The sequence below is a fragment of the Halorubrum sp. SD626R genome (genome assembly GCF_001261915.1).
In the GTDB taxonomy this organism is placed as follows: Archaea; Halobacteriota; Halobacteria; order Halobacteriales; family Haloferacaceae; genus Halorubrum.
In genome coordinates, this window is sequence record NZ_CVRT01000029.1 from 1 (window position 1) to 15,559 (window position 15,559).

The window sequence follows — 15,559 nt, forward strand, 5'->3', positions numbered from 1 at the left end:
CGGTGAGCGCTCGGAGAGCGCGAACCGCGAGGCTGGGGAGGTGTGAGGCTGCGGTCGCTGTGCGGGGCGGGACTCAAAGGGGCAGTCGGCGAGGACGAAGCCCGACGACGCAAGCACCGCAGGAACGAGCATAGCGAGTGACGAGGAGCGCAGCGAGTCGTGCGAGTCGTCGCCGGCTGGGGCTTTGGAGGCGTTCACCGCGCTGGCAGTTGCATAAAAGCGGTCAATGCGATTCATACCGACGAAAGGTGCGTATAACCCACATCCGTCCAGTCGGCGACGCAACCCTTACGCGTCGTGACCGTCAAACTAGGGCATATGACCGACGAACGCGACGGCGACCGCCACGAGTTCTCCGCCGGGCAGGGCGTCGACGCCGACTACGAGGAGTTCACCCTCGACCCCGAGGAGCTCGACGCCGACCCGAACACGGTCGACCCCGTCGACTCCCGCGTGCTGACCGACATCCTCGACAAGCGGAACGTCGAGAGCGACGCCATCGACGTGGAGCGGCTGATCGATGTCGGGCTCTCCTACATGGGGATCAACCGCTTCGAGGAGGCCACGGAGACGTTCGAGCGCGCCGCCCACTTCGCCGAGGAGGACTCGCTGGAGGCCCAGGAGGCGTGGGTGAACAAGGGCGCGGCCCACGCCGAGTTAGAGGAGTACGACGAGGCGATCGGCGCCTACGAGGAGGCGCTGCGGATCGACGACGACTCCGAGCACGCCGCGACCGCCGAGACTAACCTCGCGTACGCGCTCTGGGAGTTCGGCCGCACCGAGCAGGCGCTCGAACACGCCGAGCGCGCCGTCGAGACCGACCCGCGCTTCGCCGAGGCGTGGTACAACCGGGGGTTCCTGCTGGTCGAGCGCGGGCTCGCCGAGGACGCCGTCACCTGCTTCGACAACGCGATCCGCCTCGGCTACCGGAGCGCGGGCGTCCTCGAAGAGAAGGCGCGCGCCCTCGAAGAGGCCGGCGAGCACGAGCAGGCCGAGGAGGTCGCCGACCGCGCCGACGAGATCCGGCGCGAGGCGGAAGAGCAGATGGTCGAGGAACAGACCGGGCAGGCGCCCGGACCGGGCGGTCAGGCGGGCGGCCGTGGCGGCCGCGGGGGTCAAGCGGGCGGCCGCGGCGGTCAAGGAGGCGAGCGCGACGAGGCGGCCGAGCCCCCGGAGCGCGAGCTCCAGGGCGAGGGGCCCGAGGGCTTCTGAGATGGGCGAGGAGGCCGTCGCGATGCTCCTGCGCGAGCGCGAGACCGCGGAGGGGACGCTCGTCTCCGTCTGCGACGCCGACTGCCTCGGCGAGACGTACGCGGACGGCGCCGTGACGCTCGACGTCACCGAGGAGTTCTACGGGGGCGACGACGCCGTCGAGGCGAGCGCCGAGGAGGTCGTCGCCGGGCTCCATCGGGCGCAGGTCGCGAACATCGTCGGCGTCGAGGCCGTCCGCGTCGCGGTCGAGGCGGGGCTCGTCGACGAGGAGACGGTGCTCGACGTCGACGGAACCCGACACGCACAACTGCTCTGGCTGTGAGCGGGGACGTATGAAGCGACTCGGACGGGCGGAGCTCGCGGAGCGACTGGGCCCGCGGCCGCCGTCGGACGCGTTCTGGAACCGCGCGATCGACGCCGAGCGCGCCGTCATCGGCGTCGCGCCGGACATCGTCAAAGAGGAGACGGACAGCGACCACGAGCGCTCGGAGCGAGCCCGTCGAAACCGTCGCCGGCGCGGCGTGCCCGGCCCGGACGGGCCGCTCTCGACCGGCGACATCGTCGATGTCGGCGACCACGCGTTCGTCGTCGTCGCGGTCGAGGAGACGGAGGCCGGCGGCCGTCGGTATCAGATCGATCTGGTCGAGCCGCGGTCGGACGGCTGACGGGAGACGATGGGGGACGGACCGACCGCGCTACAGGTCCGCGACGTCCTCGATGGCGTCGGTGAGCTCCTTCACGCTCTCGACGGTGTGTTCGCCCATGTGTCCGATGCGGAACGTCTCCTCACCGAGGTCGCCGTAGCCGTTCGAGAAGGCCATGTCGTACTCCTCGCTCACCTCGTCGATCGTCGCCGCGACGTCGATCCCCTGCGTGTTCTCGATGCAGGCGACCGTCTGCGACTCGTACCCCGACTCGGGGAACATCGCGAAGTGCTCGTCCGCCCAGTCGTGGACGTACTCCATCATCTCGCGGTGGCGCTCGTCGCGGGCGCGGTGGCCCTCCTCCAGCATGCGCTTCATCTGCTTGCGGTATGCGAGCATGATCGGGATGGCGGGCGTCGAGTGCGTCTGCCCCTTCCGGTCGTAGTAGTCGATGGCGCGCCGGAAGCCGCCGTACCACGAGGAGTCGCCCTTTTCGACCTCGCGGTCGTAGGCGTCGTCGCTGACGACGCAGACCGCGAGCCCCGGCGGCATCGCGAACGCCTTCTGGGTCGAGGCGAACACTACGTCGATGTCGTGTTCCTCGATGTCGAGGTAGTCGCCGCCGAGCGACGAGACGGCGTCGACGGCGAAGTAGGTGTCCGGGTATTCACCGATTACGTCGCCCATCTCCTCGACCGGGTTGCGGACGCCGGTCGACGACTCGTTCATCACCCCCGCGACCATGTCGTACTCCGCGTCGGCGGCCTCGATGGCGTCGCGGACGTCCTCGGGTTTGACCGCCTCGCCCCACTCGTACTCCAGCCGGTCGACGTCCTTGCCGAGGCGCTCGGCGACGTTGGCGTAGCGCTCGCTGAACGCCCCGCAGGTCGGCACCAGAACGCGGTCGTCGACGAGGTTCAGCGTCGTCGCCTCCCAGAACTCCGTCCCGGAGGCGGTGAGGATGATCACGTCGTTGTCGGTGCCGAGGAACGTTTTGGTGTCCTCGACGATGGTGGTGTAGAGGTCGGTCATCCGGTCCATCCGGTGGCCGAACGTCGACTCCGTCATCGCCTCGATCACGTCGTCGCGGACCTCGGTCGGCCCGGGGATGTACAGCGTCTTGTCGTCGTAGTCGTCGCGGTATTCGCGTTTCTTCGTCACGGGATCCACCTGTCGGATCGTACCGGGTGGCGAGGCAGTATGGTCCTTGTGATACGGTTGAACGGGCGCGCGAGTCGGGCAAACGAACGGACGGACTCACGCGCGTTCCGACGAGCGCTCCCGGCCGTCGGAGACGGTGTCGTTGCCCGGATCAGCCGGGTTTATACCAGACGAGGAGAGAAGTAGCGTATGACAGACGACCGGCGAGTCACAACCGCCAGAGGTGGACCGCCGTGAGCGGCGACGAGGAGCTCGCGAAGGACCTCGGTCCGCTGGCGGCGCTCACCATCGGGATCGGGACGATGATCGGGGCGGGGATCTTCGTCCTCCCCGGGACCGCGGTCGCGCGGGCGGGCCCGCTCGCGGCGTTCACGTTCGTCCTCGGCGGCGTCATCGCCCTGTTCACGGCGCTGTCGGCGTCCGAGCTCGGGACGGCGATGCCGAAGTCCGGCGGCGCGTACTTCTACGTCAACCGGGCGCTCGGGCCCATGTTCGGCTCCGTCGCCGGCTGGGCGAACTGGCTCGGCCTCGCGTTCGCTTCCGCCTTCTACATGTACGGCTTCGGCGAGTACGTCAACGCCCTCGTCGGGCTCGGGCCGATCGGGCTCGGTCCGGTGACGCTGGAGGCCGCGCAGGTGATCGGCCTCGCCGGCGCGCTGCTGTTCATCGCGGTCAACTACTTCGGCGCGAAGGAGACGGGCGGGCTCCAGATCGTCATCGTCATGTCGCTGCTCGGCATCCTCGCCGTCTTCACCGTCGTCGGCCTGCTGAACGCCGAGATGTCGTCGCTGCGACCGCTCGCGCCGCCGGGGACGACGAGCCAGGTGCTGCCGGTGACGGGGATCATCTTCGTCTCGTACCTCGGCTTCGTCCAGATCACCTCGGTCGCCGAGGAGATCAAGAACCCCGGGCGGAACCTCCCGCTCGCGGTGCTCGGCTCGGTCGTGATCGTCACGGTCGTCTACGCGCTGTTCCTCCTCGTGCTGCTCGCCGCGGTGCCGAACGAACTGGTCGCGAACAACGAGACCGCCGTGGTCGACGCCGCCCGCCTCCTCTTCGGCAACTACGAGGTGTTCGGCTACTCGCTGGGCGCCGTCGGCGCCGCCATGCTGCTGATCGGCGGGCTGCTCGCGACCGCCTCCTCCGCGAACGCGTCGATCCTCTCGTCGTCACGGATCAACTTCGCGATGGGCCGCGAGAAGATCGTCACCCCGAAGCTCAACGAGATCCACGAGCGGTTCGGCACGCCGTACAAGTCGATCGCGCTCACCGGCGCGCTCATCCTCGTCTTCCTCGTCGCCGGGAGCGTCGAGTCGCTGTCGACGATGGGTTCCGTGCTCCACCTCGTCGTCTACGGCCTGCTCAACATCGCGCTGATCGTCATGCGCGAGTCGGAGGTCGAGGGGTACGACCCCGACTTCGAGGTCCCCTTCTACCCGGCCGTCCCGATAATCGGGACCATCTCGTCGTTCGCGCTGATCGCCTACATCGAACCGCGGATCATCGCGATTTCCGGGGGGCTCGTCGTCTTCGCGCTGCTCTGGTACCTGCTGTACGCCCGCGGGAAGGTGGAGTCGCGCGGCGTGCTGGGCGCGTGGATCCTCGACCGCTCCGACGAACTGCCGAAGGCCGCGGTGTCGGCCGCGACCTCGGTCCAGCCGAGCGGCGACGACTACCGCGTGATGGTGCCGCTCGCGAACCCCGCGACCGAGGAGCACCTGATCACGCTCGCGTCCGCCATCGCCAAGCAGCGGAACGGAACGGTCGTCGCGGTCAACATCGCGAACGTCCCCGACCAGACGTCGCTGGAGGCGGCGCGCGACCGCGGCGCTCACGAGGCGGCACACGGCCTCCTCGACCAGGCCCGCGAGGACGCCGAGACGTTCGGCGTCGACGTGGAGACGCACGTCGTCTTATCCCACCGCGTGTTCGAGGAGGTGTTCGACGCCGCGCGCACCTACGGCGCCGACCTCACGGTGATGGGCTGGGGCGAGGACTCCCACGGGGCGCCCGGCCGCGCCGAGTCCGCCGTCGACGAACTCGCGCGCTCGCTCCCCTCCGACTTCCTCGTCTTCCGCGACCGCGGTTTCGACGCCTCGCGCATCCTCGTGCCGACCGCCGGCGGCCCGGCCTCGGACCTGTCCGGCGCGGTCGCGAAGATGCTTCAGGTGGAGTTCGACGGCGAGGTCACCCTGCTGCACGTCGCCGACGACGAGGCGGCGGGCCGACGGTTCCTCATGGGGTGGGCCGCCGAGCACGACCTCGCCGACGCGACGCTGCGGATCGAGAGCGGCGACGTCGAGACGGCGATCGACCGCGCCGCCCGCGACGCCACGATGCTGATCATCGGCGCGACCCAGAAGGGGCTGCTCTCGCGGCTGGTCAGCGGATCGCTCGTCTTGGACGTGCTCAACGAGGTGGAGTGCTCCGTGCTGCTCGCCGAGCCGAAGAGCGACCGCGGGCTCCTCGACCGGCTGTTCGGCAGCGGTGCGCGGTCGAACGACGTGACCGACGTCGCGGAGACGCCCACGGACACCGGCGTCGAGCCGGAGCCCTCGACGCCGGGAGTCGACGACGACAGCGACGCGGAGAAGTGACAGGAGCCGGCGATGAGACGTGCAGATTCGGCCGGCGGAATCGGGTATATGCGACTCCGGAGGCGGTGGGGTCCGTTTCCACTGAGATAGGCGGCGGCGCGCGCCTCCGAGCGCCCACCGGGCGCGAAGGAGCGCGCGCGAGGGAAGTCACGAGCGGAGCGAGCGACGAGGCTGGGGAGGCGTGAGGTGCTGTGCGGTCGAGGTGGGACTCGAAGGGGCAGTCGCGATTCCCGCGAGCAACGCGAGCGGGAAGACGGGAGACTTCGTCTCCCGGAAGGACGAAGCACGGCGCAGCAAGGACCGCAGGGAGCGAGTGAAACGAGCGACTGAGGACCGCAGCAAGCCGCGCGAGTCGTCGCGACTGGGGCTTCGGAGACGTTCTCTGCCGACCCGCTGTCCTCCTCGTATAACCGGGGCTTTGCAGGTACTTCCCTTGACAACTACGGAATAAACGATCGGTTGCCCGAACGCCCCGATCCGGCGGGTTATCTCCAGTGCCAGAAGTCGTTCCCGTCGTCTTCGACGGGATCGGTGCGCTCGCGGAGGTCGGCCACGTCCGCCTCGGTCGGCTCGTGGTCGTCAGGGAGCCGCTCCATACAGTCGAAACAGAGGAAGAACTCGGAGCCGTCGGCGAGCTCTAAGGTCAATCCCTGGGTCGACTCGAACGCGAAGTTCCACAGGTCGCCGATCCCGCCGGCGATCCTGACGGACCGCTCGCAGACGAAACAGGACTCCGAGGCCATACTCATCGTATCGACTCCGAGCGCTAATGCGTGTCGGCGGAAACGTGATCGCTAGCGGATCGACGGTGACCACCGCCAAAGCCCCAGTCGCTTACTTATAAACGGTTGACTGTGGATCGGCGGTTAACACCTCCAAAGCCCCAGCCGCGAGGACTCCTGCGCCTCGCTGCGCGCTTCGATCGCTCGCGGTGCTCGCTCCCTGCAGTGCTTACGTCGGCGGAGTTCGCCCTCGCGGCTGCCCCTTTGAGCCCCACCGCCCGCACAGCACCGCGGCCTCACACCTCCCCAGCCTCGCGGTTCGCGCTCTCTGAGCGCTCACCGCGTCCCTCGCGCGCGCTCCTCGTGGCCGCCTTCGGCGACCACTCGGAGGCACGCGCCGACCGCGTCGTTCATTTATCAATAGCCGTCTGTCACGTCCCCCTCGATGCTGATGACGTGCGCGTCCTCGGGGTCGAAGCCGACGACGACCTCCCCGGAGAGGGGGTCGCGCGTCCGGACGACGAGGTCGCGCCCGCCCCAGTCGAGGGTCACCCGGGTCGTCTCGCCGAGGAACTCCGCGCTCGCGACGGTCGCCCGAACCCGACTCTCCCCCTCGTCGATCCGGAGATACTCCGGCCGGACGCAGAAGGTGAGGCGGTCGCCGGCGTCGATGTCGGTCGCGTCGCTCACGCCGACGCGGAGCGTCTCGCCGCCGATGTCGACGCCGACGATTCGAGAGACGCCGTCTCCATCGCGCTCCTCCGCGTCGACCACCCGTCCCGCGAAGACGTTGTTGTCGCCGACGAACTCGGCGACGAACCGGGTGGCGGGCTCCCGGTACACCGTCCGCGGGGGCGCGACCTGCTCTGGCGTCCCGCCGCGCATCACCGCGACGCGGTCGGAGATCGCCAGCGCCTCCTCCTGGTCGTGGGTGACGTAGACGGTCGTGATTCCGAGTTCGGACTGGATCTTTCGGACCTGCACCCGGAGGCGCTCGCGGAGCCGCGCGTCGAGCGCGCTCATCGGCTCGTCGAGGAGGAGGAGGTCGGGGCCGGGCGCGAGCGCGCGCGCTATCGCGACGCGCTGCTGTTGCCCGCCCGAGAGGTTCTCGGGCTCGCGGCCGGCGGCGTCGGGGAGGTCGACCAGCTCGAGCAGCTCTGCCACGCGCTCGTCGCGGGTGACCCCCTCTGGCGGGTCGGCGAAGTTGAGCCCGTACCCGACGTTCTCGCCGACGGTCATGTGCGGGAACAGCGCGTAGTTCTGGAAGACGACGCCCACGTCGCGGTCCTCCGGGGGGACCCCGGCGACCGACTCGCCGCCGAAGCGGACGGTGCCGGAAGAGGGCTCCTCGAAGCCCGCGATCAGCCGGAGCGTGGTCGTCTTCCCGCAGCCGGAGGGGCCGACGAGCGTGAAGAACTCCCCCTCGCGCACCCGGAGGCTCACGTCGTCGACGGCGGTGGCCTCCCCGTAGCGCTTGGTGACGCCGTCGAGCTCGACGGCGGGCGGAGCGTCGGCGGACGCGGCGGCGTCGGTGGCCGACCGCTCAAAGTCCACGGGTCTCACCCCCGAGCCGCTCGATGACGACGAAGCTGAGCCCGGTGACGACGAGGAGGACGACGCCCATCGCGGTCGCCGGTCCGAGCCGACGCCCGATGAACCGTTCGATGGCGACCGGCATCGTGTACGCGTCGGCGCCGGTCGCGAGCACCACCGTCGCCGTGAACTCCCCGATCGAGATGGCGAACGCGAACGCCGCGCCCGCGACGACCCCGGGCCACACCAAGGGGAGCTCCACGTCGCGGATCACCCGCGCCCGCGACGCGCCGAGCGCCCGCGCCGACTCGACCAGCGAACGGTCCAATCCCTCCAGCCCGGGCGCGACCGTCCGGACGACGAAGGGGTAACCCGCCACGGCGTGCGCGACGACGATGGCGACCGCGCCGGTCGCCGCGATCCGCCACCCCGCGACCTCGATACCGAAGACGAGCCCGCGGAGGAGCCCGAGGCCGACGACGATCCCGGACACCGCGAGCGGCGCCATCGCGGCCGCGTCGACCAGCTTCCGCCCGCGGTACCGCCGCGTCGTCAGCACCGCGACCACGACTCCCATCGGGAGGGCCAGGAGGGTCGCCGCCGACGCGAACGCGAGCGAGTTGCGGATCGCGGGCCACGGTCGCACCTGAAACGCCGCGCCCGTCCGCTGGCGCTCTAAGAGGAAGCGGTAGTGCTCCAGCGTCAGCGCGCCGTCGCCGCCCGTGACGCTCGCGAGGACCATCGAGGCGATCGGCGCGAGGAAGAGGACCCCCACGGCGACGGCGTAGGCGGCGAGGCCGACGCGCGGGAGGACCTCTCGGAGGGTCGGGGCCGCGGGGCGGAGGGACCTGCGCGGGAGCGGGCGAGCGCCGCGCGCGCTGACCGTGTTGCGCGCCTCGTAGCGCAGGTACGCCAGCAGCACCCCGAGCGAAATGAGGAGCTCGACGATCGCCAGCGCGGCCGCCTCGGCGTAGTTCAGGTCGCGGACGAGCCGGTACACGAACACCTCGACCGTCGCGAGTTCGAACCCGCCGAGCGCGAGGACGATGGGAAAGGTGCCGAAGGTGAAGACGAAGGTGAGCGCCGCGCCAGTCAGGACCGCCGGGTACACCTGCGGCGCGACCACGTCGAAGAACGCCCGGACCGGCCCCGCGCCGAGGCTCCGGGCGGTCTCGACCGCCCGCGCGTCGACCGACTCCCACGCTGCGGTCGTCACCCGGGCGACGAGCGGCGCGTTGTAGAAGGCGTGGGCGATCACGACCGCCTCCAGGGTGAACAGCAGCTCGACGCGCGGGAGCCCGACCGCCGACAGGACCCCGTTGAGGGTCCCGTTCGTGCCGAACGTGGCGACGAACCCGACCGCGACCATGATCGACGGCAGGACGAACGGGACGATCGTCAGCGACCGCAGCGTCCGCCGGCCGGGGAATTCGAAGCGCGCGAGCAGGTAGGCGGCGGGCAGTCCGAGGGCGACGCTGGCGACGGTCGACAGCGCGGCCTGGTACGCGGTGAACCCGACGATCCCGAGCCGGCGGTCCGGCGAGAGCAGGGCGCGCGCGACCGCGAGCGGCGACTCGCCCGCGAACAGCCGGGCGAGCTCCCCGAAGTAGAACGGGTCGCGAAGTAGCGCCGCGAACACCGAGAGCGTGGCCGCGCCGTCGACGACGACCGCCTCGATCAGGACCGTGCCGACCGGGTAGTAGAAGGCGGCGACGAGCGTGAGGCTCGTGACGACCGCGAGCGCGGTCAGCAGCCCCCCCTCGACGCGCTCGCGGACGGCGCGGACCGCCCCGTCCCGACGACGGTCGCTCACGCCGCCCTCAGTTCCCGGCGAACTGCCGCTCCCAGGCGTCGACCCACTCGCCGACCGCCCCCTGTAGCTCGTCGTACGTGAACGTCACCGGCTCGGCCGGCTCTTGGGCGAGCTCGGCGTAGTCCTCGGGCAGCGTCGCGGTGTCGGTCGCCGGGAACGCGACGTTGCGCTGGGCGATCTCTCCCTGCACTTCCGGCTCCAGCATGAACGACATGAACTCGCGGGCGAGCTCGGGCTCGTCGGCCTCGGCGAAGACGGCCATCCCCTCCGGGTTCGCGTACGCCTGGTCGTTCAGGAAGCGGATCTGATGCTCCTCCAGGTCCGCGCCCTCCATGTCCGCGAACACCTGGTCCGTCGAGTAGGAGACGACCATCGGCGCCTCGCCGTTGCTCCAGGCGGTGTACGCCTCGTCCCAGTCCCCGAGCACCCGCACGTCGTTGGCCTGGAGGTCCGCCCAGTAGTCGAGGTAGTCGTAGTCGGGGTCGTCGTCGCCGCCCGCGACGGTCTCGTCGCCGTCGCCCGCCCCGTCGCCCGCGACGCCGCCGTCGCCGAACCGGTGGATCGTGTGGAGCAGGAACGAGCGCCCGGTCGTCGATCCGCCGGGGTTCTGCGCGATCAGCGCGCCGGCGTGCTCGTCCGCGAGGAGTCCCTCGAACGTCTCCGGCGCCTCGGTCGCCGTGCCGTCGTAGACGAGGCTCACGTAGCCGGTGTCGAAGGGGACCGCCCGGTCGAACGGGTCGAACAGGAGCCCGTCGCGGACGTCGTTGAACCCGGCCACCTCGCCGCGCTCGGCGAACAGGTCGCCGTCGAGTTCGTCGTCGACGCGCACGAGGTCCTCGGTCGTGAGCCCGACGTAGAGGTCGGCGTCGACGGAGACGCCGGAGGCGGCGCGCTCGACGTAGTAGTTCAGCTCGTTGTCCGGCGTCGCCCACTCCAGCTCGGCGTCGACGCGCGACTCGAACTCCTCTTTGAGCCACGCGCCCGGGCTCACCGAGGGGGCGTCGATGAAGTTGGTGTACGTCGCGACCGTCAGGGTTGGCGTCTCCTCCCCGCCGGATCCGTCGTCGTCGGACCCGTCGTCTCCGCCGTCCGACCCGTCGGAGTCGTTCGAGCCGTCGGAGCCGTCCCCGCCGTCGCCGGTTCGCTCCGCGCTACAGCCGGCGAGCGCGACGGCGCCCGCCGCGCCGCCGAGCGCGAGGAACCGGCGGCGGGTCGAGCGGTCGGCGCCACGCAGCGCTCGCCGGTCGCTCGGGTCCGCGTCGCCGGTCGCGTCCGTGTCGTCTGCCATTACCGAGTTGTCACACCGAGTGGTTATAAGGGATCCGTGTCGGTGACGGCGCGGGGAAGGCGACGGTCGGGTGCGGCGATATCGTTCTCGATACCCGCGGCAACACCGACTTAGGGAGTCGAACCTTCCGGAAGGGTATGAACGACTCGTCGATCGGAGACGCGACCGGAATCGGGCGCCGTCGGCTCCTCGCCGCGGGCGCGAGCGCCGCGGCCGTCGGCCTCGCCGGCTGTCTCGGCGGCCGCGACGGGCCGGTACCGGAACCGACCGTGACGAGCGACCGGATCGACGACGGGTGGCGGCTCCTCGACGAGTCGGAGGGCACGGTCTTCGAGCGGGCGTACGGGCCGGTGACGGTCCGCGCGCTCGAACACACCCTGATCTACGAGGACGCCTCCGTCGCCGAGGCCCTCGCCGAGGCGCTCGACGCGAGCGGGTCGCCGGTCGTCTTCTTCGCGACCCGTCTCGACCTCCGGCCCGCGATCGACGGGCTGCCGGGCGGGGTCGGTCGCGACCGAGTGATGACGGCGGCCGAGACGGCCGCGGTCGACGCGTTCCGCGCGCGGCTCCGGAGCGCCGGGACAGAGAACCTTCAGGAGGTCGACGAGGGGGTCACGACGGTGACGGGCGGTCACACCGCGACCGCGTGGCGCTTCGAGGGCGAGTTCGCGCTCGACGGCGAGGTCGCCCTCCCCGACGGCTCGACGACCGCGGTGGACGAGGTGACGGGCGTCAGGGCGCGGCTCGCCGTCTGGCACGACGGCACCGACGTGCTCGTGGCCGGCGGGGCGTTCCCGTCCGAGCCGATCACCGCGGCCGTCGGGGACTCTCTCCCCGGCTCGATAGACGGCGAGACCGTCGTCGAATCGACCGCCGACGCGGAGGCGGCGGACGCGCTGGCGACCGACCCCGCCGCGTTCGACGAGGAGGTCTCGGCGCTGATCGTCTCGGTGACGTAGCGTTCCGTCGAACCGACCCGTTTAATCCGCGCCCGCGACTCTCGACGGGTATGAGCGGCTTCCCCGAGTTCGAGGTGATCCCGGCGGTCGACGTCCAGGACGGCGAGGTCGTCCAGCTCGTCGGCGGCGAGCGCGGCACGGGAAAGCGGTACGGCGACCCGGTCGAGGCCGCCGAGCGCTGGATCGAGGCGGGCGCGGAGACGCTCCACCTCGTCGACCTCGACGGCGCGTTCGAGGGCGAGCGCGTCAACGCCGCTGCGATCGAGGCGGTGGTCGAGGCGGTCGGCGGGGACGAGGAAGGCGAGGAAGGGGTCGGCCTCCAGCTCGGCGGCGGCATCCGAACCGCCGAGGGGGCGCGCGACCTCCTCGACCTCGGGCTCGACCGCGTAATCCTTGGCACCGCGGCGGTCGAGACGCCCGAGATCGTCGCCGAGATCGACGAGACGCATCCCGGGAGCGTCGTCGTCAGCCTCGACGCGAAGGACGGCGAGGTCGTCGTGAGCGGGTGGACGGAGGGGACCGGGTTGGACCCCGCCGAGGCGGCGGTCCGGTACGAGGACCTGGGCGCGGGCGCGATCTTGTTCACGAACGTCGACGTCGAGGGACAGCTGGCGGGAGTCGACCGCGAGGCGGTCGCGAGCGTCGTGGAGGCGGTGGAGATACCCGTGATCGCCTCCGGCGGCGTGGCGACGGTCGAGGACGTGGTCGCGCTGAAGGCGGCCGGCGCGGCCGCGGTCGTCGTCGGGACCGCGCTGTACGAGGGCGCGTTCACGCTGCGAGAGGCGCAGGAAGCGGCGGACGAGCGGTAGGTCCCGGCGCGTGGCGGCGGTGGTGTTCGGTCGTAATTCGTCGTGATCGGTGCGGTGAACACCGCCAAAGCCCCGGCCGCTCGGCGATCCGTGGCTGGGACCAGATCGTCGGTGAATACCGCCAAAGCCCCCAGCCACTCGGCGATACATGATCGACAGTAGATCGTCGGTGAACACCGCCAAAGCCCCAGCCGCGAGGCGGGCGCAGGCGACGCAAGCACCGCAGCGAAGGAGCGACAGCGACTGAGCGAGGAGCACAGCGAGCGTGCGCCCGCCTCGCGGCTGCCCCTTTGATACCCACCCGACCGCAGCTGCACAGCGCCTCACGCCTCCCCAGCCTCGTCGGCCGGCCTCCGCTTCGCTCCGGCCGCCCGACTCCCTCGCGCGTGCTGCTCGGCCGCGGGGCGGCCTCGCAGGCACGCGCCGACCGCACGAATACCACCTTCCTGTGGCCGACTCACAGCCGCAAGGCTCGCGACCGGCACCGGGCATTATTGTCCCGGCCGCCGACGTGGGTCACATGGACCAGATCTCGTTCGGCACGGACGGCTGGCGCGCGACGCTCGACACCTTCACCGACGAGCGCGTGCGCATCGTGGGACAAGCGGTCGCAAACCACCTCGCGGCGGCGGGTCACGACGAACCGGTCGCGGTCGGCTACGACGCCCGCGAGACCTCGGAGGGGTTCGCGGAGAGCCTCGCCGAGGTGCTCGCGGGCAACGGCTTCGATGTCGTCCTCCCCGAGCGTGACGCGCCGACGCCAGTGATCGCGTACGCCATCGTCGACCGCGGGCTCGCCGGCGCCTGCATGGTCACGGCCTCGCACAACCCGCCCGAGTACAACGGCGTGAAGTTCATTCCCCACGACGGCGCCCCCGCGCTTCCGGGCGTGACCGAGGACGTGGTCGACCGGCTCGCCGAGCCCGACCTCCTCCCCGAGGCCGAGCGCGGCGAGATTTCGCGCGTCGACCTCGTGAGCGCCCACGCCGACGTGGCCCGAGAGCTGGTGGGGGCCGACCTGGACGGGATCACGGTCGCGTACGACGCGATGCACGGGAGCGGGCGCGGCGTCACCGACGCGCTCCTCGAATCCGCGGGGGCCGAGGTGGTCCGCCTGCGCTGCGAGCGCGACGTGACGTTCGGCGGCGACTCCCCCGAGCCGTCGGCCGAGCACCTCGAAGCGCTCGCGGAGCGCGTCACCGACCCCGAGAGCGACATCGATCTGGGGATCGCCAACGACGGCGACGCCGACCGGATCGCGGTCGTCACGCCCGAGCGCGGCGTGCTCGACGCGAACCTCTTCTACGCCGCCTGCTACGACCGGCTGCTGGAGGACGACTCGGGGCCCGCGGTCAGGACCGTCTCCACGACGTTCCTCGTCGACCGCATCGCCGAGGCGCACGGCGAGGAGGTGTACGAGACCCCGGTCGGCTTCAAGTGGGTCGCCGAGGCGATGGGCGAGCACGACGCGCTGTTCGGGGGCGAGGAGTCCGGCGGCTTCACGCTCCGCGGCCACGTCCGGGAGAAGGACGGCGTGCTGATGGCGCTGCTCGCCGCGGGCACCCACGCCGCGGAGCCGTTCGACGAGCGGGTCGACCGCCTGCTCGACGAGTACGGACAGATCGCGGCCGGGAAGGTGTCGCTCGATTGCCCCGACGACCGGAAGGAAGGCGTCCTCGACGAGCTCGAAGATCACATCCCCGAGTCGGTGAACGGCTCCCCCGTCGCGAAGGTCGTCACGCTCGACGGGTTCAAGCTGCTTCTGGAGAACGGCTCGTGGCTGCTCGTGCGCCCCTCCGGCACGGAGCCGAAGCTCCGGGTGTACGCCGAGGCCGACGGCGACGAGGCGGTCGAGAAGCTGCTCGCCGAGGGCCGCGAGATCGTCGAGCCGCTGATCTGAGCGCCGCCGCCCGTGCCGGTCGACGGCGACGGTCCTCGACGACGCTCGCGGTCATCGTCGCCCGCCTCATCCGGTCGGTTTGAGCGTTTCCGTGCCGGCCCGATCGGGTGCCTTTTTAGGTGATACCGCCCTAGCCGAACGTATATGTTCAAGGCCATCGTGGGCGCGTCGACGTTTCAGGACGCGCTCGATTCGGTGAGCGTGCTGGTCGACGAGTGTAAGATCCGCCTGAACGAGGAGGAGCTCTCGATCCGCGCCGTCGACCCCGCCAACGTGGGCATGGTCGACCTGACCCTCGAAGCCGCGGCGTTCGAGTCGTACGAGGCCGACGGCGGCGTCATCGGTGTCAACCTCGCCCGCCTGGAGGACATCGCCGGGATGGCCAACTCGGGCGACCTGATCCACCTCGAGCTCGACGAGGAGACCCGCAAGCTCCACATCCAGATCGACGGGCTCTCGTACACCCTCGCGCTCATCGACCCCGACTCCATCCGCCAGGAGCCGGACATCCCGGACCTCGATCTCGCCTCCGAGATCGTCGTCGAGGGCGCCCAGATCGACCGCGGGATCAAGGCCGCGGACATGGTCTCGGACCACATCCGACTGCGCGTCGACGAGGCCGACGAGGCGTTCTTCATCGAGGCCGAGGGCGACACCGACGACGTCGACCTGCGGCTCGCCCGCGAGGACCTCATCGCGCTCACCGCCGGCCCCGCCGACTCGCTGTTCAGCCTCGACTACCTGAAGGACATGAACAAGGCGATCCCCGGCGACGCCGAGGTCACCATCGAGCTCGGCGAGGAGTTCCCGGTCAAGCTTCACTACGGGTTCGCTGAGGGGCTCGGAAATGTGACGTTCATGCTCGCCCCCCGCATTCAGAGCGACTGAGGCGGCAGAAAACGACGTTTTACTGCATCTGTC

The 15,559-nt window shown here is 70.7% G+C and carries 14 protein-coding genes; 8 read left to right on the plus strand and 6 right to left on the minus strand.

What is annotated here, in order from left to right; genetic code table 11:
- Positions 1 to 237 (minus strand): hypothetical protein (locus SD626R_RS16980; protein WP_218054128.1); only part of this gene is annotated, 237 nt, incomplete at its 3' end.
- Between the two features lie 81 nt (positions 238 to 318).
- On the opposite strand from SD626R_RS16980, the gene SD626R_RS01645 reads away from it, so the two are divergent.
- From SD626R_RS01645 to SD626R_RS01655, 3 genes are read left to right on the plus strand one after another with little or no spacing between them, the layout of a single operon-like run.
- A complete protein-coding gene (locus SD626R_RS01645; RefSeq protein WP_092562595.1) occupies positions 319 to 1,212 on the plus strand; it encodes a tetratricopeptide repeat protein in 894 nt (297 codons plus the stop codon).
- Between the two features lie 22 nt (positions 1,213 to 1,234).
- Positions 1,235 to 1,534 (plus strand): DUF424 domain-containing protein, encoded by a 300-nt coding sequence (locus SD626R_RS01650; protein WP_092562693.1) that lies wholly within the window; start codon positions 1,235 to 1,237, stop codon positions 1,532 to 1,534.
- A gap of 10 nt (positions 1,535 to 1,544) precedes the next feature.
- Positions 1,545 to 1,877: a hypothetical protein gene (locus SD626R_RS01655; RefSeq protein ID WP_092562598.1), complete on the plus strand. Its 333-nt coding sequence runs from the start codon at positions 1,545 to 1,547 to the stop codon at positions 1,875 to 1,877.
- A 30-nt stretch (positions 1,878 to 1,907) separates the two neighbouring features.
- Here the strand turns inward: SD626R_RS01655 and SD626R_RS01660 are convergent, their stop codons facing one another.
- The gene (locus SD626R_RS01660) at positions 1,908 to 3,017 is read right to left on the minus strand and encodes a pyridoxal-phosphate-dependent aminotransferase family protein (protein ID WP_092562696.1); all 1,110 of its coding nucleotides are present in this window, start codon (positions 3,015 to 3,017) and stop codon (positions 1,908 to 1,910) included.
- A gap of 233 nt (positions 3,018 to 3,250) precedes the next feature.
- Here SD626R_RS01660 and SD626R_RS01665 point away from each other — a divergent pair, with 233 nt between their 5' ends.
- Entirely contained in the window at positions 3,251 to 5,614 is a 2,364-nt protein-coding gene (locus SD626R_RS01665; RefSeq protein WP_092562601.1) for an amino acid permease, read from the plus strand.
- A 485-nt stretch (positions 5,615 to 6,099) separates the two neighbouring features.
- Here SD626R_RS01665 and SD626R_RS01670 read toward each other — a convergent pair whose 3' ends face one another.
- The 4 genes from SD626R_RS01670 to SD626R_RS01685 form a co-directional block, all read right to left on the minus strand.
- A complete protein-coding gene (locus SD626R_RS01670; RefSeq protein WP_092562604.1) occupies positions 6,100 to 6,357 on the minus strand; it encodes a DUF7561 family protein in 258 nt (85 codons plus the stop codon).
- 396 nt (positions 6,358 to 6,753) lie between these two features.
- Positions 6,754 to 7,890, minus strand: a complete 1,137-nt coding sequence (locus SD626R_RS01675) for an ABC transporter ATP-binding protein (RefSeq protein WP_092562607.1) — start codon at positions 7,888 to 7,890, stop codon at positions 6,754 to 6,756.
- Positions 7,880 to 9,682, minus strand: coding sequence for an ABC transporter permease (locus SD626R_RS01680; protein ID WP_092562610.1), 1,803 nt, complete (start codon positions 9,680 to 9,682; stop codon positions 7,880 to 7,882). The genes SD626R_RS01675 and SD626R_RS01680 overlap by 11 nt, the downstream gene beginning before the upstream one ends.
- Before the next feature lie 7 nt (positions 9,683 to 9,689).
- Positions 9,690 to 10,970: a thiamine ABC transporter substrate-binding protein gene (locus tag SD626R_RS01685; protein ID WP_092562613.1), complete on the minus strand. Its 1,281-nt coding sequence runs from the start codon at positions 10,968 to 10,970 to the stop codon at positions 9,690 to 9,692.
- Between the two features lie 137 nt (positions 10,971 to 11,107).
- Between SD626R_RS01685 and SD626R_RS01690 the strand changes: the two genes are divergently transcribed.
- The 4 genes from SD626R_RS01690 to SD626R_RS01705 all read left to right on the plus strand — a co-directional run bounded on the left by SD626R_RS01690 (position 11,108) and on the right by SD626R_RS01705 (position 15,526).
- Positions 11,108 to 11,929 (plus strand): DUF6517 family protein, encoded by an 822-nt coding sequence (locus tag SD626R_RS01690; protein ID WP_092562616.1) that lies wholly within the window; start codon positions 11,108 to 11,110, stop codon positions 11,927 to 11,929.
- Between the two features lie 50 nt (positions 11,930 to 11,979).
- The gene (gene hisA, locus SD626R_RS01695) at positions 11,980 to 12,738 is read left to right on the plus strand and encodes a 1-(5-phosphoribosyl)-5-[(5-phosphoribosylamino)methylideneamino]imidazole-4-carboxamide isomerase (RefSeq protein ID WP_092562619.1); all 759 of its coding nucleotides are present in this window, start codon (positions 11,980 to 11,982) and stop codon (positions 12,736 to 12,738) included.
- Positions 12,739 to 13,258: 520 nt separating this feature from the next.
- Positions 13,259 to 14,638 (plus strand): phosphoglucomutase/phosphomannomutase family protein, encoded by a 1,380-nt coding sequence (locus SD626R_RS01700; protein WP_092562622.1) that lies wholly within the window; start codon positions 13,259 to 13,261, stop codon positions 14,636 to 14,638.
- A gap of 144 nt (positions 14,639 to 14,782) precedes the next feature.
- Positions 14,783 to 15,526 (plus strand): DNA polymerase sliding clamp, encoded by a 744-nt coding sequence (locus SD626R_RS01705; protein ID WP_092562625.1) that lies wholly within the window; start codon positions 14,783 to 14,785, stop codon positions 15,524 to 15,526.
- The last annotated feature ends 33 nt before the right edge of the window (positions 15,527 to 15,559 follow it).